Source organism: Streptomyces sp. NPDC050806 (assembly GCF_055586425.1).
Genome location: NZ_JBVJIF010000001.1, coordinates 1,166,788 through 1,190,383 on the forward strand (window position 1 = coordinate 1,166,788; position 23,596 = coordinate 1,190,383).

Below are 23,596 nucleotides of genomic sequence, written 5' to 3' on the forward strand. Positions count from 1 at the left end.
GACCACGGTAAGGGCCGGCGCCGGTCAGGAGGCTTCGGTCTCCTCCGGCGGCGGGTAGGCCCCGTTCTCGTCGTGCACTTCCTTTCCGGTGAGGGCCGGAGTGAAGACACAGACGTTGCGCACTTCGGTCAGCGCCCGGAAGGTGTGGGGGTCATGCTGGTCCAGTACGTAGAGGGTGCCGGGGGAGATGCGGTGCACTTCCTGTGTGGTCTCGTTGACCACCTCGGCCTCTCCCGAGATGCAGTACACCGCTTCCACATGGTTGACGTAGTGCATACGGGTCTCGGTGCCCGGCGCCATCACCGTGTCGTGCAGGGAGTAACCCAGCTTGTCCTGCGCCAGCATAAACCGGCGGCTGCGCCATCCGGTGCCGCTGACGTCCCGGTCGGTTCCCTCGATCTCCTGCAGAGAAGTGACGATCATGCCTCTCGCTCCTGTTCCGTGGTGTCCATCGCTGTTCCGGTGTCAGGCCGACGGCCGCGCCCGAGGGGCGGCCCGCGCCCGCGCGGGATGCTCGGTGCTGTCCTCACGACACGGCGTGGGCGCGCCGCTGGTACAGGACCAGCGCGGAGGTGTCGGAGCAGTGCTCGGTGCGTACCGGCCGGCCCACGAGCAGGGAGTGGTCCAGAACGGAGACCGTCCGGTCGAGCGCGCACACCAAAGTGGCTGCGGTGTCATCGATGACCGGCAGGCCGTGGGTGAGGGTGTGCGCGACACCGTCGAAGCGCCGGCCCGGATCGACACGGGAGAACCGCTCGCTGAGGTGCCGCTGGTGCCAGCCGAGCACGTTGATCACGAAAGCGCCGGCATCGGTGATCTGCCGCGCCGTGCGACTGGTGCGGGCGAGGGAGACCAGCACCGACGGCGGGGTGAGGGAGAGGGACAGCAGGGCGCTGGCCGTACAGCCCACCGGACCGTGCGGCCCGGTGGTGGTGATGACCGCGACCCCGGTGGGGAGATGGGACATCACGGTGGCGAAACGCTGGTCGTCATCGAGTGGTTGTGGCGGACTGACGGGCATCATGCGTCCTTTCCTGCGGTGCTGTCGGCAAGGGCCGGCGGAAGCCGGTCGCCGGCGATGACCGAGGAGACCGCCTTGCGGTCGGTCTTGCCGTTCGGGGTCAGCGGCAGCCGGTCCAGCTTGTGGAGGGACCGCGGGATCATGTACGGCGGCAGCTCCCCGCGCAGGTCCTCCAGGACCGGGCCGGCGGCGGGCGCCTCGCCCACGTAGGCGGCTTCCAACGCCGTTGTCGTGCCGTCCCGTTGACGTGCGATCACCACGGCATCCTGGACGCCGCGTTGGGAGCGCAGCGCCTCCTCCACTTCGCCCAGCTCCACTCGGTACCCATGCACCTTGACCTGATGGTCCAGGCGCCCCAGGTGCAGCAGCCGGCCGTGGTGTGTGGTGACGCGATCTCCCGTGCGGTACCACAGGGAGTCGTCGACCACGGGACCCGTGGGCTCGGCCACAGTCCCCCGTCCGCCCTCGAAACACACGAACCGGCCCGCGTTGTCGGCCGGGTCCAGGTAGCCGGGGAACCGCTGCGCCCCGCGCACCAGCAGCTCGCCCTCGGCGGCCGGGCGCAGCCGCTCATCCACGATCAGGGCTTCCAGCCCGGGGTGCACCTCGCCGATCGGCACCGTACCGTTCGCCGGGCGTGGCCACCGCGCGGGCTCGGCGGGCAACCGGTACCCCGTGCAGGTCACGGTGAGTTCCGTCGGCCCGTACAGGTTCTCCACCACCGCCCGCGGTGCCGCGGTCCGCCAGAGTTCCGCCTGCCGGAGGGTGAGGGGTTCGCCCGCGAAGCAGGCGTACCGCAGCCCGGGTATGGAGTCCGGCGGCAGCCGCCGCAGCCGGCCGGCGAGGGAGATGACGGAGGGTACGGAGAACCAGTGGGTGATCCCGCGCCCGTTGATGAAGTCCGCCGGCGCCAGCAGCTCCTCGCGCTGGGGGACCACCAGGGCCGCCCCGGTGCTCCAGGCCACAAACATGTCGAACACCGACGGGTCGAAGGTGAGGTCGAAGGTCTGCGAGAGCCGGCTGCCGGGCCCCGTGCCGTAGCGGGGCAGGACGTGGTCCAGATAGGCGCTCACGTTGCGCTGGCTGACGCCGACCCCTTTGGGGCGACCCGTGGACCCCGAGGTGAAGAGGATGTACGCGATGTCATCCGGCCGGGCCGGACACGGCGGCGGGCCGGACCGGCGATCCGCTTCGGGGCCGGCAGCGCCGTCACCCACCGGGTGGGTGAGGATGTCCGGCACGATGCGCGAGGCATCAGCCTCCAGGTCCGCCAGTACAGTTCCCACGCCGGCGGCCTCGACGATGGAGCCGTTGCGCCCGGCCGGCGCGTCCGGATTCAGCGGTACGACGGTGGCACCAAGGCGCTGCGCGGCGAGATAGCCGATGTACGTGCCGGCCCGGCGCTCCGCCAGGAGCCCCAGCCGGGCCGGCGGGACGCCACCGTCCGCCGAAGCCAAGTCCGCGGCCAATTGCTCCGCCCGTAAACGCAATTCCTCGTACGTGAAGGTCCGGCCGCCGACTTCCAGGGCGGGCCGGGCGCCATGCCGGGCGGCCGCGGCGGCAAAGCGCTCCCACAAGGTGGGCAGGTTTCGTACGGTGTGCTCCTCGGGCATCTCACACACCTCCGGCAGCCGGCACTCCGGCCGGGGCTGCGGGCCGGGCCGCCGGACCGTATCCGTGGCGGGCCAGGACCGGCGCCGTGCGGCGCTCCCTCGCACGCAGGGCGTCGAAGGCGGAGGTCACCAGGGAGCGACGGGGGCGGCCACGGCGGGCGGAGTTCACTGCGAACCGGAGCGTGCGCGGCAGCTCCTGCCACCCGGCGACGGCCTCTGTGACCGCGGACCGCTCCGGGGTGGAGAGGTGCGCTCCGTGGGCGTCCAGCAAGTGCTCGTACCGGAAGACGTGGTGCCGGCTCGCCGCCCACAGATCGTCCAGCAGAGCCGGCTCCCCGGGCCGGGTCGCCATGTCCACGGCCCGCTCCGTGACGACGGCCAGCACCTCATCGGTTTCGGTGAGCCACCCGGATTCCAGTTCCCGGGTGGCGGTGCCGGGTTCGGCGGCCAGCCACTGGCGGTCTTCATGTGCCGGGGGCGGGGTGGGGAACCCGAACACGTAGGCGTTGCGATGGCGATGTGCCGGGGGCAGCGGACCGTCGAAGGCCATCAGACGGTGCAGTTCTCCGGCGCTGAGGCGGCCCGCGAAGGGCCGCACCTCACCACCCGCGCTGAACAGGGCACTGAAGGCATCACGTACATGCCAGCTGCCTGCCCGGCAGCGGCCGTCCACCAGCAGCAGATGGGGAGCCTCGCCGTCCCCCGGGCCGTCGAGCCAGGGCAGTCGGCCGCCGTTGGCCACCACCAGGGCCCGGCCCTGGGCGTCGAGCTCGGCCGCGACGCCGCTCTCCGCTTCCGCGGTCGTCGTGGCACCCCGGTAGGCCAGGCGTCGCCCGCCCGGCAGCGCGTTGAGCGGCTGCGCGTGGTGGGAGAAGCGCTTTCCGTCGTCGCTGATCGCCAGCCGTACCGACCGCGCCACGAGCGCAGCCGGGTCGTCGTGGTCGGCGGACAGGTAGGACGCCAGGTTTTCGGTATAGCAACTGAGTCCGAGCGGGCGTGGGAGCAACGCATCGGCTTCCATGGTCCGAGGTCTCCTTTCCGGGATCAGGTGTCGTCCGGCGGCCCGCACGCCCAGCTGACCGGCGCCCGGACGGGGCAGTGCACGAGCGAGTTCCAGCGCAGGTCCCGCCATGTGCCGCGGCGTCGCCCGGCTCGTACCGGGATGCGCCAGGGGGCTCCGGCCAGTCCGGTGCCCTGCGCCTTGACGCAGGCCTCCTGCACCGTCCAGATGCGAGCGAACTCCCTGGCCCGCTGCGACGGAGACAGAGCCAGCAGGGTGCGTGCCGTCCTCGCGTCACAGCAGCGGCGGATCATGCCCGGTGACGGCGGCCGGGGCGCCTGGAGGTCGATGCCGACCCGGTGCCCCGGGGCCACCGCGACCGCGGTGTGGGCCCCGCTGTGCGAAATGCTGACGCCGATGTGCGGGTGGTCGGGCAGCCAGGGCCTGCCGCGGGCGCCCCGTGCGATGTCGGGGGCGCAGTGGAGACCGGGCAGTGCCTCCGCGAGCACCAGAGTCAGCAGCGCGCGCCCGGCCATGAACTCCTCGGCCCGCCACGTAGGCATGCGGGCCATGGTCTCCCGGACCGCCGGCAGCGCCGCGCATACGTTCAGCCCGAGCACGGCCGGAATGTGTGCCACGGCAAGGGTGACGCCCTCCGCCGCGGTACCGGAGCCGCCTCCGGGGCCCCACGCGGGCCGGGCCGCCCAGGACCGCAGGAGGGTGTCCTCAGGCAAGGACGACCTCCTTGTCCAGCAGGGCGAGCGCCCCGTCCGCCAGGTGCAGACGGTCGTTGCCGTAGTTCAGCGAGGCCGAGCGCAGATCACGCAGCGCCCGCTCCAGCGCCAGTGGGCCGCCGCGCAGATAGCCGTGGCGCAGGCCGACCAGTTCGATGAGGTCGTCCACGGCGGCGGGGCACTGTTCCGACGCCGTCAGCTTGACCGCATTGATGAGCAGCTGCCACGACGTGGCATTGAGCTCCTGCTCACCGGCGTGCGCGTACACCTCCTCGGCGTGCCGCAGCAGCGCGTGCACGGAGTCGATCCGCTGCCGCGCCCGGGAGAGCCGGCTGAGCAGGAGTTCTCCCTGCAGGTCTCGCTTGCGGCGTTCGGCAGGGCTGCGCAAGAAGGTGATGACACGCGACAGGGCGCCCGCCGCCGCCCCCAGCCAGCAGGCGGCCCACCCCAGATGCGCCAGGGGCGCGAAGGTCTGCACGGTGATGCTCCGGAACGCGCCGTGCTCGCCCACCACGTGAGACTCCGGGACGTGGCCGGTCAGCCGCATCGGCACGCTGTGCGTACCGCGCATGCCCAGCGGGTCCCAGCCGCCCAGCACCTCGATGTCCAGCTCGTTGCGTTCGGCGTACACCAGCGAGACCTGCTGAGCGGTGTCCGCCCCCGGCGCCTGAGTGGTCACCAGGTAGGCGTCGGCGTACGCACCGCCGGTAACGATCGGAGCCATCCGGTCGAGGGCGAGCCGGCCGGCCTCGTGACGGGTGCGCGATTCGGAGGTCAGCAGATGACCTCCCTTGCCTGCCTCGGTGGTCACCGATGCCAGGTACAGTTCGCCGCCGGCGATCCGCGGCAGCACGTCCGTGCGCAGTTCCGGTGAACCGAACCTCACGAGCGCCGCAACCTGCTGACAGTGCATGGCGAAGATCATGCCCACGGACATGTCCTGGCGGGCCAGCTGCTCGGCCACGTACAGCATGTCCGCTGTCGTACCGCCCAACCCGCCACGCTGCTCGGGCACCAACAGCCCGAGCAGGCCTGCGCCGCGCAACTGGTCCAGCACCTCCGTGGGGAAGGCAGCCTTCTCATCGCTCGCGGCCGCGTGCGCTTGCGCCGCCCGCAGCACGGGTCCCATCCTGCGCTGGAGGTCGGTCGCGGGCGCGGTCACGAGGCGTCCCTCAGCTCGCCCGTGCGCGACCGCTGGACGGCGTCCCACAAGGAACCCGCGGTCTCGAACGTGGCGTCGTTGAGTTCGTCATCGGGCAGGGCCACTCCGCAGCTGTCCTCGATGTCGAAGACCAGGTCGATGGCCTGCATGGAGTTCAGGCCCTGGTCCCGCAGCCGGGTGTCCGGCCGCAGCTCCTCACCTGCCGGCAGGAAGCGCAGGTGCGGGCGGAGAGTCTCGGCGAAAGCGGTGTCCATCTCGTGTCCCTTTCTCAGAACGGGCTGGTGGCAGATGCGGTGGTGACGGGCTGCCGGGTCAGCTGGAGCCGGCTCGCCTCGACCACTCGCTCGCCGTCGGTGACGATCTCCAGCGGCATGGGATGGCCGAGGAACAGCGCGAGGCTGGCGTGCAGGCCGTATGCGCCGGTGTTGGGCACGCTCAGTACGTCACCGGGCGAGACATCGGGGAGGGGATGGCTGCGGGCCCAGGTGTCCAGCGGTGTGCAGAGTGGCCCGCACACCATGGCGGGGGAGCCGGCCTCCGATGCGTTCGTCTCGGCATCCCGGTCCGGCAGGCCCGCCGTCAGGTGCGGATGGAGGGGCGGAACGCGGCGCAGGCCGGACATGCCGCCGAGATGGTTGATCCCGGTGTCGAGCACCACGACGCGGGTTTCGTGCGACCGCTTGGCGTCCAGCACACGGGTCAGCAGCTGTCCGGCGGTGGCGGTGAGGTAACGGCCCGACTCGAACGCCACATGCGGTGCTCCGGTCCGCCAGCCGGGCAGGGAGGCGTCCAGCAGGTCGGTGAGCCGGGCCGCCAGGCCCGGGAACGCGGGCAGCGCGCCGGCGCGGGCGTAGGGGGCGCCGAAGCCGCCGCCCAGATCCACCACGTCGAAGGGGGTCTCCAGCACCTTCTGGAGCTCGCATGCGACGCGCACGGCCTCGGCGAACTGATCGAACAGCGCGTCCTCGGCGTCGATGTTGGTCGCGAGGTAGAGATGCAGCCCGGCCAGGCGTGCGTGCGGCCGTCCGGTGAAGGAGTCGGGATCGGCGACGATGACATCGGCATCGGTGCCGAACTGCGAGGCGGCCCCCGTCATGTGCAGACCGGCACCTCGGCTGCCCTTGTCCGGGTTGACCCGGAGGAGGAAGCGGACGGTTCGATCCTTCCGGGCGGCGGCCTCGTCCAGCTGACGGATGCCGTGGGCGGAGTCGACGGAGAACTCTCGCACGCCGGCGTCGAGCGCGCCCTCGACGTCCTCGGCACGCTTGCCGGGGCCGGTGTACAGGATGTCTTCGGGCGGCACCCCGGCCGTCAGGGTCGCCTCCAGTTCGCCCGGTGAGCTGACCTCCGCCCTGCAGCCCTGCTGGTGCAGCGCGGCGACGACGGCCGGGTGCGGATTGGCCTTCAGGGAGTAGTACAGCGTGCTGGGGGCCGGCAAGAAGGTGCGCAGGCGCGCATGTGACGCTCGTACCTCGGCCAGGTCGTAGACGTATGCGGGGGTGGGAAGGGACTGCGGATCAGCCATGAGCCGCCTCCGTGAGCTGCTCGGCGAGCACTGCCTTCGCGGTCTTGCCGTTGGCGTTGGTGGGCAGCTCGGGAACCGCCCGGCACAGCGAGGGCACCTTGAACTCCTCGATGTGGTCGCGCAGATGCTGTAGTACCACGTCGGGTTCGACGTCTCCGGTGACCACCAGCACCGCGTGCTCGCGGTGGGCATCGGGCACGAGCACGGCCGCGGTGGCCACGCCGGGCACCCGACGGGCCGCCGCCTCCACCTCCACCGCACTCACCCGGAAGCCCTGCTGCTTGTAGACATCGTCCCGCCGCCCCGCGAAGTACAGCCGGCCGTCCTCGTCGACCCGGCCGTAGTCACCCGTGCGCAGTTCGGGGAAGAGCCCGTCGCGTCGCGGGAAGCGCTGAGCGGTCAGTTCGGGGCGTCGCCAGTAGCCCGCCATGACGTGGGGGCCGCGCACGATGAGCTCTCCGGTCTCGCCGGGAGGCAGCCGCCGGCCGTCCTCATCGGCGGTGAAGACTTCCGTGCCGTCCAGCGGTGTTCCGCAGCTGCCGGGATGCAGGAGGTCCTCGTCGGGCTCGGCGATGGAGACACGTTTGCATTCGGTCAGCCCGAACATCAATTGGACGCGGAGGCCGGGCAGGTGTTCGCGCAGGCCCTGCGGGACGTCCGGTGGCATCGCGGCACCGGTATTGGTCAGCAGCCGCAACGGTGGCTTGCGTCCGGGGCGGCGGCGCAGCAACCGCAGCAGACCGGCGGATACCGGGGGCACGGCGGGCAGCACGGTGGCCTGGCTGCGGACCAGGTTGGCCAGCAGGCTGGGGCCGGCTTCGGCGGCGGTGCCCAGCCATAGGTGGGAGCCCGCGTGGGCGGCCAGGAACACCTGGTAGAGACCGTAGTCGAAGGAGAGCGGCAAGGGGCAGTACACGACGTCCCGGTCGGTGTAGCACAGCCGTTGCGCGATCGCCTGCACCGCGAACAGCGCTTGGGCATGGGTGGAGACGACGGCCTTGGGCAGCGCGGTGGTGCCCGAGGTGTAGATCAGGCAGCACGGGTCCACGGGCAACGGCGGGCGCGACAGGGCGGTTTCCTGGGCGGCAGGCGACTGCTCGACCAGGGCGGCGGGGGACAGGGCGGCGATACCGGCCTCCTCGGCCGCTTGCCGCGTCCCGGCCTCGTCGGACACGAGCAGTCGCGGAGTGCAGTCGTCGAGCACGTGCCGCAGCACCTCGCCGCGTACCTGATCGTGGATGACGGAGAACACCACACCGATGCGGGAGGCGGCGTACAGCAGTGCCACCAACGGCAGCCCGCCGTCGCTTGTGGCCACCAGCCGGTCACCGCGGCGTAGTCCCCGTTGCTGCAAGCCGGCGGCGATCCGCCGGCTGAGGCCGGCCAGGTCGCGGTAGTCGAGGGTACGGTTGTCCGAGGTGACCGCGGGGGCGCCGGCCTGCGCCGCCCGCCGGTCGAGCACATCGTGCAGCAGGGTCGGGGTGTTCACCGGTTGGCCACCTCCGTGCGGTGGTCGGCCCGGATCAGCACGGCCACCAGCTCCTCCGTGCGGCACAGCGTTTCGGGCGCGAGGTCGGCGGCCGGTATCTCCACGCCGAACGTCTCCTCAAGGCGCTCGATGGTCTCCACCATCTGGAACGACGAGTAGCCGGCCAGCTCGGTGAGGTTTTCGACCGCCGCCACCTCTGCCGGGGGCACGGCCAGGACATCCGCGACGGTGCGTTGCACCGTCGCGCGAACGTGCCCGGGTTCCAAGTGCATGACAACTCCTGGTCTGTGCAGTGAAGGGGGTGGGCTGCCGGATTCACACGGCGGGTGGCCCGTCGAGGGCTGCGGCACCGGCCAGTACGGCGTCGGCGGTCAGCAGGTCGGCCAGTTGGTCGAACAGGCCCGCGGGGAGGGGGCGCCCTCGCTGAGCCCGACGCATGCCCAGGTAGCACGCCGCGGCGAAATCCTCCCAGGCACGGGCGCGGTCGGCCGCCGCCTCGGCATGCCAGGGCTGCCCCGAGTCCGTGAGCCAGTCCGCGTGCAGACGACGTGCCCGGCTCAGCAGCCAGCTCTCCAGGAGCAGGGAGTCCAACGCGTGACCACGATCGGCGTGGTTGCGGAAGGCAGCGGCACAGCGGGCGGGTACTTCGCCCGCGAGGCAGGCGGCGGCACGCTCGGCGTTCGCGGTGAGCGCGGCGTCGCGGGAGAGCGGTGGCAGGGCGGTGGCGTGCACCTGGAACACAGTCGACTCCATTCCGCCGAGCGCCGCCGCGACCTCGTCGCCGGTGTAGGTGCGGGTGACCGGGCGGGCGCGGCCGAACGGCGTCTCGTTGTCGTAGGCGTCGCTCACCTCCACCGCGCCGTCCTGCAGTGCACGCATCAGGAAGCTGTGCGCCATGTGCTGATGACCGTGGTAAGGGAGCCAGGGCATGGCGTAGGCATCGGAGACGATGTAGACGGGCGTGCCGTCGCCGGGAAGCACGTCGCAGATGGTGGTGCCGCTGGGCTTCGGAAGTTCCGTCGTCTGCACCCCGAGCGTCGCGGCGGTCGTCCGCACCTGGTCGAGGGGGTCCGGTTCGACCGTGGGCAGGCATGCCGAGTCCTGCCCGGGCGATCCGGTCTGCCAGGGGAACTCCAGCCGGGCACCCAGTCGGCGGTGGGTGCCCGGTCCGTGCCTCAAATCGGCGAGCACGGCCAGGTTCACCTGTAAGCAGTCCAGCGTCGAAGTGTCCATGCCGTGCGGGGCGTCGACGAACGGCGGATCGGTGTCGCAGGCGCGCGCTGTGGCGTCGGCCGGAGCGGCCGGGGCCGATCGTGTGGAATGGGCAGGGGTACTCATAGGGGCCCGCCGGCCGGGGCGAAGGCGAGGTCCATCAGGTCGCCGACCGTCCGTACGGAGGCCAGTCGCTCGTCGGGAACGGTGACATCGAAGGTCTCCTCGATGTCCTCCAGGACGTTCACCACTGCCATGGAGTCCATCCGGAGGTCCTGTTCCAGCAGGTCCGTGGGGGAGAAGGGACCGTTGGTCCGGGGGGAGCGGGCCGCCAGCAGCGGAGTCAGGCGGTCTAGGGATTCATGTGGAGACAACGAGGCTCCTCGGTCGTAGGGGAAACCGGGTGCGGCGTCGATGCAGCCGTGCGGCAAAACCTCTCGGCCTTCGTGCGGCAAGGCCTCTCGGTCTGGCAACGAAAAGGCAGGCACCCGGATGCCACTCAGCGGCTTTTGCCGTAAGCGGTCATGTGAGGTGTGAGTAGCCATGGAGAAATCGGGTGGCTTCTCTTCGGGGTCGTGGGCCGCCGAAGTTCACGATTTTGGCGCGCATTCGTTGAGGCCGATTGGCAGCCAGCCTTAACGGTGCCCGGTGGCGACGTCAAGCATCAGCGACTGGGTTGCCCGTCACTCCCGCACCATGCGTCTCAGGCCGGCAGTTGGCGGAAACACGCCAGTAAATCGATCAAGGAAGAACGGAAACGGAGTCGTTGCTGTTATGTGTGGACCGTGGAGCGAAAAGAAAAGATCAACTTCTGCTGTGGAGTGAATCTACGCACGTCCATCCTCGCGTTTGACGCCCCGTCAAGATGGCCGTGCAGTACGGCAAAAGACTTGTGTCGGGAGGAAATCGGAGGATGATCAAGGCCACGCATTGGTGGCAGGAAGGCTCATTTTTCAGCCACGCCGCCCCGCCTGGTCGTGCGGTGAAGCGCCCGCTCCCTTGGTCACGAACCATTCACAAATCCCGTGCTCAGCGCTTTGACGTGCATTAATTCGCAGCGGAGATTCGGGTTAATCCGTAAACCGGTGATGGCGTGTTGGCGTGTCCTGTAATTCCCGTGCTAGACAAGTCGAGTGCCCCTTGTGGTCGACCCGCGACGCCGCAGCGCGGACATGCCCGAAGTGATTCCGGTACATCGTGAGGGTTTTCCATGCGACAAAAGGAAGTCATGCAGGACATCGACATCTCCCGGATACGGCTGCGATCTCCGGAGCCCGGCGACGCCGTAACGATGTGGGACCTCACCCGCCGCTCGGCGATCCTGGACACCAACAGTCCGTACTATTACCTCCTGTGGTGCCGGGACTTCGCCCACACCTCGGTCGTGGCATCGGCGGGTGACACCCTGATCGGCTTCATCACCGCCTACCCCCGCCCCCAGCAGCCGGACGTACTGATGGCCTGGCAGTCCGCCGTCCATCCCGGGTTCCGGGCCCCCGGACTGGGAGTCAGGATGATGCACGAACTCGCGGAGCGCGGCGCCGCGCACGGTGCGGCGACCATCGAGACCACGGTGAACCCCGGCAACAAGGCCGTCATCATGATGCTGCGGAAGTTCGCCGCAGAACGAGGTCTCGACGTCAGTACGCAGCTGCTCTTCCCTGCCGAGTCCTTCCCCGAAGACCATGACGCGGAAATCCTCTACCGGCTGGCACCACCTGACGCCGCGCGCCCGGAGGAGGCCGGCGCCGCCGCAGCCGCCCGAGGCCGTATGGCCGGAACGGCCACCTCATGACGCACGTTCCCGACAGCCGTACACGAGCAGCGCGGACCGGCAAGGCCGCGCCGCCGGCCTGTAGAACCGGCGCGCTCCAGGTCCTACGGCAAGGGCCACTGGCCGAGGTACGCATCGCCGGCACCGGTGAGGGCAATGCCCTCGGCGGCGATTTCTGGGAGCAACTTCCCACTGTCATCGGCGCCCTGGGGGCGGACGCCGAGGTGCGCTGCCTTTCGCTGTCCGGTGCCGGTTCGTTGTTCTCGGTCGGGATGGACCTACGCTGGTATCTCATCCGGTTGCGCCGTGCCGAACGCCGAGGTGACCAGCGGTTCGTCGAGCAGGACGTCAAGCAGCTCCAAGGTGCGGTGTCGGCCGTGGCCGACTGCCCGAAGCCGGTGGTGGCAGTGGTCGATGGAGAGTGCGTCGGAGCTGCCCTGGAGCTGATCGCGGCCTGCGACGTGCGGTACGCCACGGACCGAGCCGAGTTCGCCCTTCCCGAGGCGGAGCTGGGAGTGGTCGCCGACCTCGGAGGGCTGCAGCGTCTGCCCCTCCTGGCAGGGCAGGGGCACGTCCGGGAGATGGCCTTCACCGGACAGCCGGTCTCCTCGGCCAAGGCGGAGCGGATCGGACTGGTCAACGAGGTGTTCCCGACAGCATCCGAAGCGCATGACGCTGCCCGGCAGTTCGCCGCCAAGGTGAGCTGCCACCCCGCCCACGTCCCGGCGGGCATCAAGGCCGTACTGGACGCGCCACGCGCCGACGAAGTGGCACACGGCCTGAGACACAGCGCTCACTGGAACGCTCAATACAGTGGCCTGGCGGGAGTGGCAGCCGGCATGTCGGCGCGTCTCGACCGCCACTCCGGCGCAGGATGAACGGCCCAGTGACTGCGGGCGTGTCAAGGAGCCCTTTCAGAAAGCTGGGAGTCAGCGTGCGAGGACCACTTGTCTGAGGATGGTGACATGTGAGAGACGGATGACAGAGCCCTGACGTGTAGAGATGAGTTGTCGGGGGCCGGGCGTGGCGCCGCCGAGTAGCGGTAGGTGCGTCGTTGTTCGATGCCCCCTTGGCAGCCAGGCGCCGGCGTAGCGACGGAAGCCGGGCCGGCATGCCAGCAGTGGACATTCCCCCTGAGCTTGTCGTTTATCTGAAGAGGTCGAAACAGGCCTCGAACTGCATTGCTGACCTGGGCATTCGCCGGACGCGGGCCGAGCCCTCGGCTTGATCATGTGCTCCGACCAAGGACGCACCGATCAAGCCGAGGCCAGTGGAGACGAGTGTGCTGCAACAGAGCTGGCTCCGGCCGGACGCGGCAACCTGTCCGGACCGCTCGTTCTGCCACACCTACGGACGCGGGGACGCATAGCACCAGATGAGCCCCGGCCGGCCCTACTCGATATCCGACACCCCGGCGATGGCACCGCCAGCGGCCGCCCCGCGCGGTCGGCGCTCGCGTCGGCTGCCGTCCAGTTCTGGCGGCCACGGACGGTAGGTGGGAGGCCCGCGCCCTCGAAACGGCAAGCCCCGCGCCCTGTGGCACCGCGGCCCTGGCCGCGCCGCCACAGGGACCCGGGACTGACGCCGCCTGGTTTGCGAACGCTGGCCGATCCACCTTCGAAAGTGGGCGGGACGAGCGCGGCGCATACACAGCAGACACGTGAAGGAGCACCTCCCGGCCGCCGTGGACAGCCGCACCGATGTCGGGGAAACCGGCACTGCCGAGGCGCCGCCCTGCTCACCGCCTTCGGCCTGTCCGTGGCTACAGGGCCGAGTTCTGGCTGCACCTGGCCGTTCAATGTCTCCCGGACCACGCCGGCCCGTTCGTCCGGGAAGTGCTCGGGTCGGCCCACGTAGTGTGCCGCCCCGCCCGTCCGGCCAGACACATCTGGCACGGCCGGCTCGAACGGCGATTTACTGTACGGACAAGCGACACCGAAACACCCGGAGTCGGCCTTCACTCTCTACGAGGCCATAAGGCGAGGTTATGACCTCATAGAGAAGGAGTACCTACCGGCCCGCACAGCACGTGGGCAAGGTGGTGGCATGGTGACAACGGACGCAGCAACCTTCGCAGCCCGCGGGGTGGTCAAACCGATCTCGGCGGACACCATGGAGGACACCGGTACCGGCCTGGACTTCGGCACCAGGGCGGACCGGATGCCGGGCCATCTCACTCCCAACGACAGCTTCTTCATCCGCAGCCATTCCCCCACTCCTCGAATCGACGCCGACCGGTGGTCCCTTCGGATCGAGGGCGACGCTGTACAGACGCCCATCACCTTCACCTACGACGACCTATGGCGCGCGTTCCCCCTGGTCTCTTTGACGCGCACGATCGAGTGCGCGGGCAACCGCCGTGTTCTCTTCGGCCAGCAGCACGGTCAGCAGATTGCCGGTACCCCGTGGGGTCGTGGCGCGGTCAGCACGGCCGAGTGGACCGGTGTGCGCCTGCGTGACCTGCTCGGCGAGGCGCAACTCAGCCCGGACGCACACGACGTCATGCCCGAAGCGCTGGACGAGTGCCGCGCCCGGCGGCCCATGCCGCTGGCCAAGGCGATGGCCGACGACACCCTTCTCGCCCTCGCCATGAACGGTGCGCCGCTGCCACCCGACCACGGCTACCCCGCCCGTGTCGTAGCCTCAGGCTGGCTCGGCGCAGCCAGTATCAAGTGGGTCGGACGGATCGAGGTGTCACGAGAGCCGCTCTACGTGCCCTGGAATACCGAGGACTACGTACTCATCGGCCCCGAACACCCGGCGTCCGGAACCGTTCTGGGCGCACCGATCAACGAACTGCCGGTGACCAGTCTGGTGGAACTCGACTGGCCCGCATGCTTGGAGGCGCGGCCTCAGATCATCCGAGGGCGGGCGTTCGCCGGGGAACGCCGGATCGCGGCGGTCGAGTACTGCATTGATCGTGGCCCCTGGCAGACGGCGCAGCTCACCGGCCCCCGGGAGCCGGGTTCCTGGACACGCTGGCAGTTCGCGTGGAATCCCGAGCGGGGTGAGCACACCATTTCCGTACGCGCCACCGACGACCAGGGCCGCACACAGCCGGACCGCGTCCCGTGGAACCGGCTCGGCTACCTCTACAACCAGGTCCTCGACCACCCCGTGCAAGTGACGGCCGGCGCCCGTCGCTGAACGATGCCGCAGGCGAACCGGCCGGACGCGAGTACCGCACACGGTGTCCGGACTCTTCGCCTGCGTTCGGCGGAGAGAGCCCTGGGAAAGAGCCTCGCACGCCGATGCAACGGACGCCCCCTACCCCTGGCTCGGCCCCGCCGGCCGCTGCCGATAAGGGAGACGGGCCAGCAAGTGGGCGTCGAGGAAGCTCAGCTCGAAGGGACCGACAGTCCAGCGCACGGTGAGGGTGTTGCCCACTGCGCGTCGGTCATTTCTGCGAGGTCGGCGACCAACGCCGCACGCTCAGCATGCACCAGCGGCCAGACCGTGCTCCTCGAAGGGTTGCCGGGTGGGCCCATCCGTGACTGAGGGGGCGAGCCCCTGGGAGAAGCTGTTCTGCACCGGGGCCCTCAGCACCTCATCCGTGGGTAAGGACCGTGAGTAAGGACGTTCCAAGGCAGCGAGCGGCGGTATCGCTTTCGCAGGTCAGCGAGCATTGTCAGTGGTTCCCCCCCAGCGTGCTCACTGTCCCTGGGACGATGAGGAGACGAGCGGGACCGCCAGGCGCTGCTGCGGGCCCGCACCGGCCGCCGGCCACCCGCCCCAGCCCCGCTCCCACTTCGGGGCCGGACGCGGAGGCGGAGAAGTGGTGGGCGCTACGTGTGCGCGGTACGACGAGTTCGTGGCCGGGGCCGGCAGCTCGTTGTGGACGAGACGAAGATCAAGTTCAAAGCCGCGAGCATGCGGTGGAAGCCGGGCCCGCTTGGTGGAGGCGGGTCGTCTGGAGGGGGGCCTGTGCGGCTGCGGTCAATGTCTGGTGTGGGCGTACGGTCGGCTGCTCGGCACCTGGCGTGCCGAGCGCGCCGACTGCGGGATCAGAAGAGGGCGATCGGGTTGACGGCGAGTCCGGTGGTGCCGGTGATGCGCGGTGGAGCCAGGACCAGCATGAAACTCCAGCGGTTCGATGCCTCGCAGTGCTGGGCGAGTGCTTGGAGGTCGGCGGCGTCGACCAGTGGGAGGCCGAGCCGTGCGAGGGCGACCTGGTGCAGGGGCAGGGGGAACTGTGCGGGGCGGGCGTCGCTGATGTCGCCGAGGTAGACGCTCACCTCGTGCTCCCTCAGCCACTGCACGGCGCTGAGGTCCAGGCCGGGCACGGGCTGGTCGAGCGGCTGATGGGTGTCCCATCCGCCGCGCACCGCGACGGCGTCTCCGGCGGACAGTGCCGTGCCCGCCCGTTCGAGGGCGGCGTTGAGGTCGGTGGCCCCGATGCGCCGGTCGGCGGGCAGGCTGCCGCCTCCGGGTGCCAGGTCCAGCAGGACGCCTCGGGTCACGATGCCCTCGCCGAATGGATCGGCCGAGCCGTGGGTCACGCCGGTCGGTGTCACTGCGGCGTGCACCGGTATGCCGGGGTAGATGTGCTCGTCGACCGGCATGTGGGCGACGGCGTCGAGGTGCGTCAGGCCGGCGTTGTGTGTGTTGATGAGGAGGCTGTCCGTCATCGCCTGGGGTTTTGCGCCGTTGAAGTTCACGGCCTGAAGGACGCCGGCCGGCATGGTGGCCGGGCTTCCGACGGGGCCGAGTCCGGTTGTGAGCGGCACCGGTTCGGTGCGGCGGGCCAGGCTGACGTGGTGTGCGTCGCGTACCTCGGCTGCGGCGCGTTTCCTTGCTGCCGCGTCGATCAGGTGCAGTGTGCCCAGTTGGTCGTCATCGCCCCACCGGCCCCAGTTGGTGGGGAGGTGTGTCGTGGCCATGGCCTTGCTCCGTTCTGATGTGACGGTCGTACGGTTTTCTCCCGTCGCCGGCCTGGGGCCGATCGCCGGCGCCGAGAGGTGTTCTCGGTAGGTGTGCTCGGTGTGTGAGGGGCGGGGTCGCGGCCTGCACGGCCTGGCTGGTGCCTTGCTGCTCACACTCGTGCGCGCTCCCGCAGGTGCAGGCCGGTCAACCGGTCCAGGGCGGCGTTAAGGCTGGTGTCGCCGGTGCCGCGAGCGCTGAGGTAACCGTCGGGACGTACCAGGATCCAGTCCCCGTCGGCCGCGGCCAGCGTGTCCTGGACCCGGCCGTCGGGATCCCACACACCGCTGTCATCCCCCTCCGGCCGCTGCCGGCTGACGGTCACCTTCTCCAGCCAGGCCGGTAGTGACGTGGCGTGCGCGACGACCTGATCCTGAGGGGTGGCGTGCCGGTTCCCAGCGAAGACGAGCAGGTGCCAGGCGGAGGCCCTGAGCGCCGCGCGCAGTGCTGTCCAGCCGGGTGAGTGAGCATCGGCGGCGGAGACTTGGGTGAGTCGCTGGCCAGGTCGTGGGCCCTCACCTGACGCGTCGTCGGGCACCGTCAGCGGGCTGTCGGGGTAGGCGATGCTCAGTCCCGACATGCTCCGAATGAGCTGGCGCATGAAGTCGCGGTCGGCGGTTCGGGTGTCGCTGGTGGTGGCGTCGGTGGTGTCGACCATGGCCGTGTTCATGACCTCTCCGGTGGAGGCGAGCAGGGCTTGGCCGATGGGAACGCGTTCGGCGTCGTAGGTGTCGAGCAGCGCGGCATCGGCGTGGCCGCGTATGACCATGGCCAGCTTCCACGCCAGGTTGTACGCGTCCTGGATGCCGGTGTTGAGGCCCTGCCCGGACGCGGGTGAGTGGACATGGGCGGCGTCACCCGAAACGAAACACCGCCCGACGTGCATCGCAGGTACCGCGCGCTGCTGGATGGTGAACTTCGACACCCAGCTGGGGCTGCCCACGAGCGTGTCGCGCCCCAGAACGTGCGACAACTTGGTGCTGAACTGCTGGGCAATCCGCCCGGGATGCTCAGCGTCTCCTTCGCCGGTCGTGTCCAGAAGCCGCCACTTGCCCGGATCCGGAAACGGGAACAGCATCAGCGCGCCGCCGGCCGGGAACAGCCAGTGCAGGCCGTCTCGCTCCAGATCGGTGTGCACGATCGCATCGGCGATCAGCCAGGTGTGGGCAGTCTCGCCCGACAACGGGAGCTGGAGGGTCTTGCGGACGGTTGAGTGTCCGCCGTCGCAGCCCCAGAGATATCGCGCACGCACCGTCTGGTGCCCCGCGGCGGACCCGTCGCCGCTGCGCAACACGGCCGTGACGGCTTCCTCGTCGTGCTGGAACGACTCCAGCCTGGTGTTCCACTCCACCTCGACCCCGGCCGTACCGACATGGCCGCGAAGGACGCCTTCGGTGATCACCTGATCGATATTGAACATGTAGGGAAACCGGGTCGCCAGGCCGCCGAAGTCATAGTCGACCCGGGATGTGCGGTCGGCCTGATGACGGATGAATCCGTTGACCCTCGTTCCGTGCGGAGCGATGTCGCCGAGGATCCCGAGCTGATCGTAGATTTCCAGGCTGCGGGCGTGCGTACCCAGCGCGCGGCTGGTCGTGGCCGGACCAGGCGCGGCATCCACCAAGCGAACCGAAACACCCCGCCGGGCCAGTTGCAGTGCCGCCGTGAGTCCGACCGGGCCGGCCCCTACGACAAGGACATCAACGTCATAGCCTGCCATGTAAGCACTCCCTCTGTGTCAGCCATGCTTACACAGAGGGTATTCCACGATCGAGAGGACCGCCAGTAATGGGCGCCACAGAGCCATCGGGTGTGAACCCGCCACTCCTCACGCTGCTGCAACGAGGGGTGCGGTGGTTTTCCGACGAGTTGCTGGAGCGCCTGGAGGCCGCGGGTGTGGACCCCATCACGCCGTCGCATGCGGCCGTACTCGCGCACCTGGATCGCGATTCGGCGCTGAGCATCGCCGAACTGGCCCGCCGAGCCGGAGTCACGCGCCAGACGATGCATCGCGCCGTCAAGCAGCTGCTCGGCGAAGGTCTGCTGGCCAGCACACCGGGGCCGGGATTTCCGCGCAGCACCCTCATCAAGCTGACCGATGCGGGCTGCCGGCGGCGCGACGTCGCATCGGGAATTCTCCTTGAGCTGGAAGAGGCTCTTGGCCATCAACTGGGGCCTGCGGCGCTGGCGGAGTTGCGCAGTAACCTGACGCGGGCGTGGCCGCAGTAAATGGCGGCGGCTTCCGTGGACGCCTGCTTCTCATGGCTGGGCAGCCGAGAAGTTGCTGAGGCCGGACTCCTCTCAGACGCTTTCCCCGCTCCCCCCGGAGGCGCCGGCTCCGGGGGCGAGGCCGGCGTCAGGTTCCGTGGCTGAGGGGCTGTCCAACGCCAAGCCCCAACGCGGCTGAGGTGTGATCTGGAGTCTTCTCCGCGCTCTTTCGGCATTGCCAGCTGCCCTGTGCGGGCTTTGTTCGGCCGCAGTGCTGTCGCTGGAACGCTCGCGGCTGCCCGCGCCGCAAAAACCCGGTCCGGCGGTTGCCGGAGTGGGGTCGTAGAGGGAGCGGGGGAGGGGCGTGGAGGCGTTCTCGGTGGCCGCGTGGGGTCCTGGCTGGGCGCGGTGCCCGGGGGCGCCGGAAGGTACTGTCGAGCCCCTCTCCGGATCCGTTAAAAACGGCTCTGACCTGCTCTTTTTGGGATAGTGAGCGCGGTGAACGCCGCCCCCCCCGATGACAGGAGCAGTTCCTTGCCGGTCATACCTGACACCCAGCCGACCGATCTCAACAGTCACCGTTCCTCCTCTCCTCTGCACGACTTGATGTACGGGCACCTCTACGCCTCCGCGCTGCGTGCCGTCGCCCTGCATGGCATCGCCGACCTGGTCGCCGGCACGCCGCGCACGGCCGAGGACCTGGCCGAGCGAGCGGGCCTGGACGCCGCGGCGCTGCGGCGGGTCCTGCGGTTGCTGGCGGCCCGCGGCCTGTTCCGTCAGGACGCCGACGGGGCGTTCGCGCTGACCGATGCCGGCCAGGCGCTGCGCAGCGATGTGGCCGGCTCCCAGCACGCCGCCGTCCTGCTGTTCACCGACGAGATGTTCCGGCGTTCCGCCGAAGGCATCGAGGACATCCTGCGCACCGGCCGGCCCAGCTTCGATGCCGCCTACGGCCGGCCGTTCTTCGACCACCTGGCTGCCGCGCCCGACAAGAGCGAGCTGTTCAATGCCGCGATGACCTCCCTGACCTCCGGGGTCAATGAGCAGATCACCCGGGCCTGTCCCTTTCCCGAGGAGGGCACGGTGGTGGATGTGGGCGGCGGCCGCGGCGGACTGCTCCGGCAGGTGCTCACCTCCCGGCCGCGCCTGACCGGGATCCTCTTCGACCAGCCGCAGACGGTCGCCGACCACCTCTTGGACACCGACGCGCTACGGGGGCGCTGGCGCACGGAGGGCGGAAACTTCTTCGCGGCCGTACCTGAGGGCGGCGACCTGTACCTGCTCAAGAACGTCCTGCACGACTGGTCCGACGAGGACGGTCGGCGCATTCTCGCCACGATCCGCCGTACGGTCACGCCCGGCACCCGGCTGCTGGTGATCGACGCCGTGCTGCCCGGCAATGGGGCGCCGCACCCGACCCTCGCGCTGGACATGGTCATGCTGATGACGCTCAAGGGGCGGGAACGCACCGCTGCCGACTTCGAGGATCTGCTTGCCTCATCCGGCTTCCGCCTCAACCGCGTCGTGCCGACCCAGGCCCTGTCCTCGGTCATCGAAGCCGAGGCCGTCTGACCGGCAACACCACCCACTCACCGACGACCAGACCGACGACCAACGACAGTTCCGCCCGGACGCGAGCCGGGCGGAACCGGGCGAACGAATCCATGGAGCAGGAGCCCGCTCACTCCGCCTGCCGCATCGCATGTGGGCTGGCTCCTGACCTGACCCGGGCCGGCCGGGCCCGCGGGCCGCGGGATGCGCCTGTCCGCCAGCGGTCGCCCTCGTACGCCTTCCTCGGCCCCATCGGCGCCATGGCCTCTTCGCGTCAACGCCCCGCCGAGCCTGACCGCGACCCGCACGCGTACACACGCGCACGCATACACATGTGGTGTCAGGCATACGCTCTTGCGCGGAATTACATAGTTACGTAATCTCGTGATCATGGATTTGGAAGAGCGCGTTGCCGAACTCGAACGGCGCATGGCGGAGCTGGAGGGCGCCGGCCCGACTGCGCCCGCCGTCGGGGAGGGGGATTTCTGGGCCCTCGACGCGTTGAAGGCGCGGCATCCGGTTACGGAGGAGGCGGACGGCGCTGTCCTGTTCACCGGAGCGGTGCGCGTGCCAACGGGGCATCGGTATGAGTGGCAGTACGGCCTCCTGACGGAGTCGCTGTTCGATGACGATTGGCGGGATGTGGCCGAGGCGTTCGCCGCGCTGGGCAACCCGGTACGGCTGCGGCTGCTGCGGGAAATCCTCGGCGGCCTGCGCACCGCCGCTGAGCTGGCCGCGCTGGAGGACGTCGGCACGACCGGCCAGATCTACCACCACCTGCGCCAACTGACCGGCGCGGGCTGGCTGCACACCACCGAGCGCGGCCGGTATGAGATCCCTGCCGGACGGGTGGTGCCGCTGCTCGTGGCGCTCACCGCCGCACGCCCCGTGACCTGACCGTTTTCCGTACGAGGGGGAAGTAATGTCTGCAGACCGACGCAAGATCGCTGCGCGGGTCCAGCATGCACTGTGGCTGATCTTTTTTGCCCAGATCGTCATCGGGTGCTTCGTGGAGCTGCCGTACAACTACTGGCTGAGCTGGTTGCCCGCACTCGGTGCGATCGCCATCAGCCTGGTGACCTCCCGTTCCGCCCGTCGGCGGATCGAGACGGAGCCGCCGGCGCCCGTTGAGGTCGCACCCCCGGTCACCGGCCGCTGGTCGGCCCTGAACAGCCCGGCCGACAAGGTGCCCAGCCACGGCACGCACAACCTCGCGCAGACCTACGCCATCGACATCGTGGCCGAGCCGGCGGAGGGCCCCGTGCGTCCCGATCCGGTCTGGTTCTGGCCCATCGCCCACCCCAACCAGGCCTATCCCGCCTTTGGGGCGCCGCTGCATGCGGTGGCCGATGCCACCGTCGTGCATGCCGAGGACGGACAGCGCGACCACCTCAGCCGCAGTTCGCTCGCCGGAGTCCTGTACTTCTGGCTGATCGAGGGCGTCGGCAGGACGCTCGGCGGGGCTCGTCGCATCGTCGGCAACCACGTCGTCCTGGACCTGGGCGAGGGAACGTACGCCGTGTACGCGCACGTTAAGCGCGGCTCGCTTCAGGTCCGGGCGGGTGACAAGGTCGTCGCCGGCCAGGTGCTCGGCCGCTGCGGGAACTCCGGCAACTCCACCCAGCCGCACGTGCACTTCCAGCTGATGGACGGGCCCGACCTGGACACGGCGCGGGGCGTGCCGTTCCGCTGGCACGGGGTGGGAGTGCCTGCCGGCGGCGAGGCGTTCACGGTGGCCGCGGAACCCGCAGCGCCGGGCCTGTCCCGCGGAGCATGATCCGCCCCGGGCGGCGGCCGGCCCGCCCGCGCGGGGCGCTGCCCGGGAGAGTGGCCCTGAGGGGCCGCGGGCGGATCCCGTACGCGCGGGGGTGGCCAACGGGGACGACTCGAGTTGGAGAGCAGCACTGGTCAGCATGTTGCTGAGGAGAAAACGTTGACCAGCAAGCCCCGTCGGGTGCGCCGCCTCGACAGTCGAGGCGGCGCACCCGACGGGGCGAAGATCACCCGGCTTGTTCCTGCAGGTGTGCTGTACGAACCGGTGCGGGCATGCGCCAGGCGACGACCGCACCGGTGACGAGGCCCACGGTGGCCAGCAGGGCGGCGACCAGGAAGGGATCGAGGGAGTGCAGGGTCGGAGCGAACCCGATCCCGACGCAGATGGCCACCCCGCTCGCACCGCCCAGCTGGTCAGCCGCTCGCTGGATACCCGAGGCGATCCCGGCGTCGTCCTCGGTGACGCCGCTGACCGCGACGTACTGCAGCCCCACGAGGCCGAACCCCATCCCGGCCGCGATCAGGAGCATGGCCGGAATCATCGCCGCCCCGTCTGCCCCCAGGGCCGAAACGAGCGCGATCGCGGCCATCGCGGCCGCGGTGAACCCGACGCCGGCAAGCACACACGCGCGTGCTCCCCAGCGGCCCAGCAGACGAGGCACGAGCATGGAGAACACGATCAGCGAGACCGCCAGCGGCAGCATCGTCAGGCCCGCGCCCAGCGGGCCGATGCCCAACCGATCCTGCAGATAGAAGGTGAACAGCAGGAACGAGGTCGCCAACGCCCCGCTCAGCAGCATCGTGGTCAGGTTGGCCGCCACCCGCGTGCGGTGGGCGAAAAAGCGCAGCGGCAGCAGCGGGTTGCCCGAGCGCGCCTCGACCCGCACAAACCAGACCCCGGCGGCCACCGCCCCGGCCAGCGCCCCCGGGACCACCCATGCAGGCGTCCCGGGTTCACCGGCCTGGACCACGCCGAAGGTGAACAGCAGCGGACAGGCGGTCAGCAGCAGCGCGCCGGGAAGGTCCAGCGGCGGGGCGTCCTTGACCACGGGCCGGTCACCCTCGACCAGGAAGACGGCCGCCACCAGCACGACCAGGATGAACGGAACCGAGACCAGGAAGATCCACCGCCACCCCAGGTGCGCGGTGATGAATCCGGACAGGACGAATCCGAGCACGAGACCGCAGCTGGCCACCGCCGCCCACACGCTCAAGGCCCGCGACCGGCGCGGGCCTTCGGGGAACATCAACACGATGGTGGCCATCGCGGCGGGCAGCGCGATGGCCTCACCGGCGCCCTGCAGCAAACGCGCGAGGACCAGCAGGGCAAACGTGGGGGCCAGGCCTGCCAGCAGGGAGGCGGCACCGAACAGGCCGGTGCCGACCAGCAGCACGCGCCGCCGCCCGAGCAGGTCGCCCAGCCGGCCACCGAGCATCAGCATCCCGCCACCGGTGACCGTGTAGCCGACCACGACCCAGGTCAGAGCGTGCCCGTTGACGTCGAAAGCGGCGCCGATCGAGGGCAGGGCGATATTGACCACGGTCACATCGACCGCGATGAAGAACTGCAGCATGGACACCGCGCACAGCACCAGCCATGCGCGCGCCGGGGAC

Annotated in this window: 22 protein-coding genes; 7 read left to right on the forward strand and 15 right to left on the reverse strand. The window is 69.9% G+C overall.

Annotation, left to right across the window (positions count from 1 at the left end; translation table 11 throughout):
- Nucleotides 1–24 precede the first annotated feature (24 nt).
- From ACZ6WH_RS05270 to ACZ6WH_RS05325, 12 genes are all read right to left on the reverse strand, one after another.
- On the reverse strand, nt 25–423 hold the full coding sequence (locus ACZ6WH_RS05270; protein WP_469726118.1) for an ectoine synthase: 399 nt from the start codon (nt 421–423) through the stop codon (nt 25–27).
- Nucleotides 424–526: 103 nt separating this feature from the next.
- Complete coding sequence (locus ACZ6WH_RS05275; RefSeq protein ID WP_469726120.1) at nt 527–1,024, reverse strand: flavin reductase family protein; 498 nt, start codon at nt 1,022–1,024, stop codon at nt 527–529.
- The gene (locus ACZ6WH_RS05280) at nt 1,021–2,634 is read right to left on the reverse strand and encodes an amino acid adenylation domain-containing protein (RefSeq protein ID WP_469726122.1); all 1,614 of its coding nucleotides are present in this window, start codon (nt 2,632–2,634) and stop codon (nt 1,021–1,023) included. The genes ACZ6WH_RS05275 and ACZ6WH_RS05280 overlap by 4 nt, the downstream gene beginning before the upstream one ends.
- A 1-nt stretch (nt 2,635) precedes the next feature.
- Entirely contained in the window at nt 2,636–3,655 is a 1,020-nt protein-coding gene (locus tag ACZ6WH_RS05285; RefSeq protein ID WP_469726124.1) for a hypothetical protein, read from the reverse strand.
- Nucleotides 3,656–3,678: 23 nt separating this feature from the next.
- Nucleotides 3,679–4,368, reverse strand: a complete 690-nt coding sequence (locus ACZ6WH_RS05290) for a 4'-phosphopantetheinyl transferase family protein (protein ID WP_469726126.1) — start codon at nt 4,366–4,368, stop codon at nt 3,679–3,681.
- Nucleotides 4,361–5,530, reverse strand: a complete 1,170-nt coding sequence (locus ACZ6WH_RS05295; RefSeq protein ID WP_469726128.1) for an acyl-CoA dehydrogenase family protein — start codon at nt 5,528–5,530, stop codon at nt 4,361–4,363. The genes ACZ6WH_RS05290 and ACZ6WH_RS05295 overlap by 8 nt, the downstream gene beginning before the upstream one ends.
- Nucleotides 5,527–5,784: an acyl carrier protein gene (locus tag ACZ6WH_RS05300; protein WP_469726130.1), complete on the reverse strand. Its 258-nt coding sequence runs from the start codon at nt 5,782–5,784 to the stop codon at nt 5,527–5,529. Before ACZ6WH_RS05300 ends, ACZ6WH_RS05295 begins: the two co-directional genes overlap by 4 nt.
- A 14-nt stretch (nt 5,785–5,798) precedes the next feature.
- Entirely contained in the window at nt 5,799–7,055 is a 1,257-nt protein-coding gene (locus tag ACZ6WH_RS05305; protein WP_469726132.1) for a type III PLP-dependent enzyme domain-containing protein, read from the reverse strand.
- On the reverse strand, nt 7,048–8,544 hold the full coding sequence (locus tag ACZ6WH_RS05310; RefSeq protein ID WP_469726134.1) for a class I adenylate-forming enzyme family protein: 1,497 nt from the start codon (nt 8,542–8,544) through the stop codon (nt 7,048–7,050). Before ACZ6WH_RS05310 ends, ACZ6WH_RS05305 begins: the two co-directional genes overlap by 8 nt.
- Entirely contained in the window at nt 8,541–8,816 is a 276-nt protein-coding gene (locus tag ACZ6WH_RS05315) for an acyl carrier protein (RefSeq protein ID WP_469726136.1), read from the reverse strand. The genes ACZ6WH_RS05310 and ACZ6WH_RS05315 overlap by 4 nt, the downstream gene beginning before the upstream one ends.
- Nucleotides 8,817–8,859: 43 nt before the next feature.
- Complete coding sequence (locus ACZ6WH_RS05320; RefSeq protein WP_469726138.1) at nt 8,860–9,777, reverse strand: hypothetical protein; 918 nt, start codon at nt 9,775–9,777, stop codon at nt 8,860–8,862.
- 101 nt (nt 9,778–9,878) lie between these two features.
- A complete protein-coding gene (locus ACZ6WH_RS05325; RefSeq protein ID WP_469726140.1) occupies nt 9,879–10,130 on the reverse strand; it encodes an acyl carrier protein in 252 nt (83 codons plus the stop codon).
- Between the two features lie 836 nt (nt 10,131–10,966).
- Between ACZ6WH_RS05325 and ectA the strand changes: the two genes are divergently transcribed.
- The 3 genes from ectA to ACZ6WH_RS05340 all read left to right on the forward strand — a co-directional run bounded on the left by ectA (nt 10,967) and on the right by ACZ6WH_RS05340 (nt 14,677).
- Nucleotides 10,967–11,551 (forward strand): diaminobutyrate acetyltransferase, encoded by a 585-nt coding sequence (ectA, locus tag ACZ6WH_RS05330; protein WP_469726142.1) that lies wholly within the window; start codon nt 10,967–10,969, stop codon nt 11,549–11,551.
- Entirely contained in the window at nt 11,548–12,408 is an 861-nt protein-coding gene (locus ACZ6WH_RS05335; protein ID WP_469726144.1) for an enoyl-CoA hydratase-related protein, read from the forward strand. Before ectA ends, ACZ6WH_RS05335 begins: the two co-directional genes overlap by 4 nt.
- A 1,168-nt stretch (nt 12,409–13,576) precedes the next feature.
- Complete coding sequence (locus ACZ6WH_RS05340; protein WP_469726146.1) at nt 13,577–14,677, forward strand: sulfite oxidase; 1,101 nt, start codon at nt 13,577–13,579, stop codon at nt 14,675–14,677.
- 857 nt (nt 14,678–15,534) lie between these two features.
- Here the strand turns inward: ACZ6WH_RS05340 and ACZ6WH_RS05345 are convergent.
- Complete coding sequence (locus ACZ6WH_RS05345; protein ID WP_469726148.1) at nt 15,535–16,410, reverse strand: cyclase family protein; 876 nt, start codon at nt 16,408–16,410, stop codon at nt 15,535–15,537.
- Between the two features lie 152 nt (nt 16,411–16,562).
- On the reverse strand, nt 16,563–18,170 hold the full coding sequence (locus ACZ6WH_RS05350; RefSeq protein WP_469726150.1) for an FAD-dependent oxidoreductase: 1,608 nt from the start codon (nt 18,168–18,170) through the stop codon (nt 16,563–16,565).
- A gap of 68 nt (nt 18,171–18,238) precedes the next feature.
- Between ACZ6WH_RS05350 and ACZ6WH_RS05355 the strand changes: the two genes are divergently transcribed.
- The 4 genes from ACZ6WH_RS05355 to ACZ6WH_RS05370 all read left to right on the forward strand — a co-directional run bounded on the left by ACZ6WH_RS05355 (nt 18,239) and on the right by ACZ6WH_RS05370 (nt 21,986).
- Nucleotides 18,239–18,679, forward strand: a complete 441-nt coding sequence (locus ACZ6WH_RS05355) for a MarR family winged helix-turn-helix transcriptional regulator (protein ID WP_469726152.1) — start codon at nt 18,239–18,241, stop codon at nt 18,677–18,679.
- A gap of 513 nt (nt 18,680–19,192) precedes the next feature.
- Nucleotides 19,193–20,230 carry a methyltransferase gene (locus ACZ6WH_RS05360; protein WP_469726154.1) on the forward strand — a complete coding sequence of 346 codons (1,038 nt, stop codon included), beginning with the start codon at nt 19,193–19,195 and terminating at the stop codon, nt 20,228–20,230.
- Between the two features lie 369 nt (nt 20,231–20,599).
- A complete protein-coding gene (locus ACZ6WH_RS05365; protein WP_469726287.1) occupies nt 20,600–21,106 on the forward strand; it encodes an ArsR/SmtB family transcription factor in 507 nt (168 codons plus the stop codon).
- Between the two features lie 25 nt (nt 21,107–21,131).
- Entirely contained in the window at nt 21,132–21,986 is an 855-nt protein-coding gene (locus ACZ6WH_RS05370; RefSeq protein WP_469726156.1) for a M23 family metallopeptidase, read from the forward strand.
- A 223-nt stretch (nt 21,987–22,209) separates the two neighbouring features.
- Here ACZ6WH_RS05370 and ACZ6WH_RS05375 read toward each other — a convergent pair whose 3' ends face one another.
- Complete coding sequence (locus tag ACZ6WH_RS05375; protein ID WP_469726289.1) at nt 22,210–23,562, reverse strand: MFS transporter; 1,353 nt, start codon at nt 23,560–23,562, stop codon at nt 22,210–22,212.
- Nucleotides 23,563–23,596 lie beyond the last annotated feature (34 nt).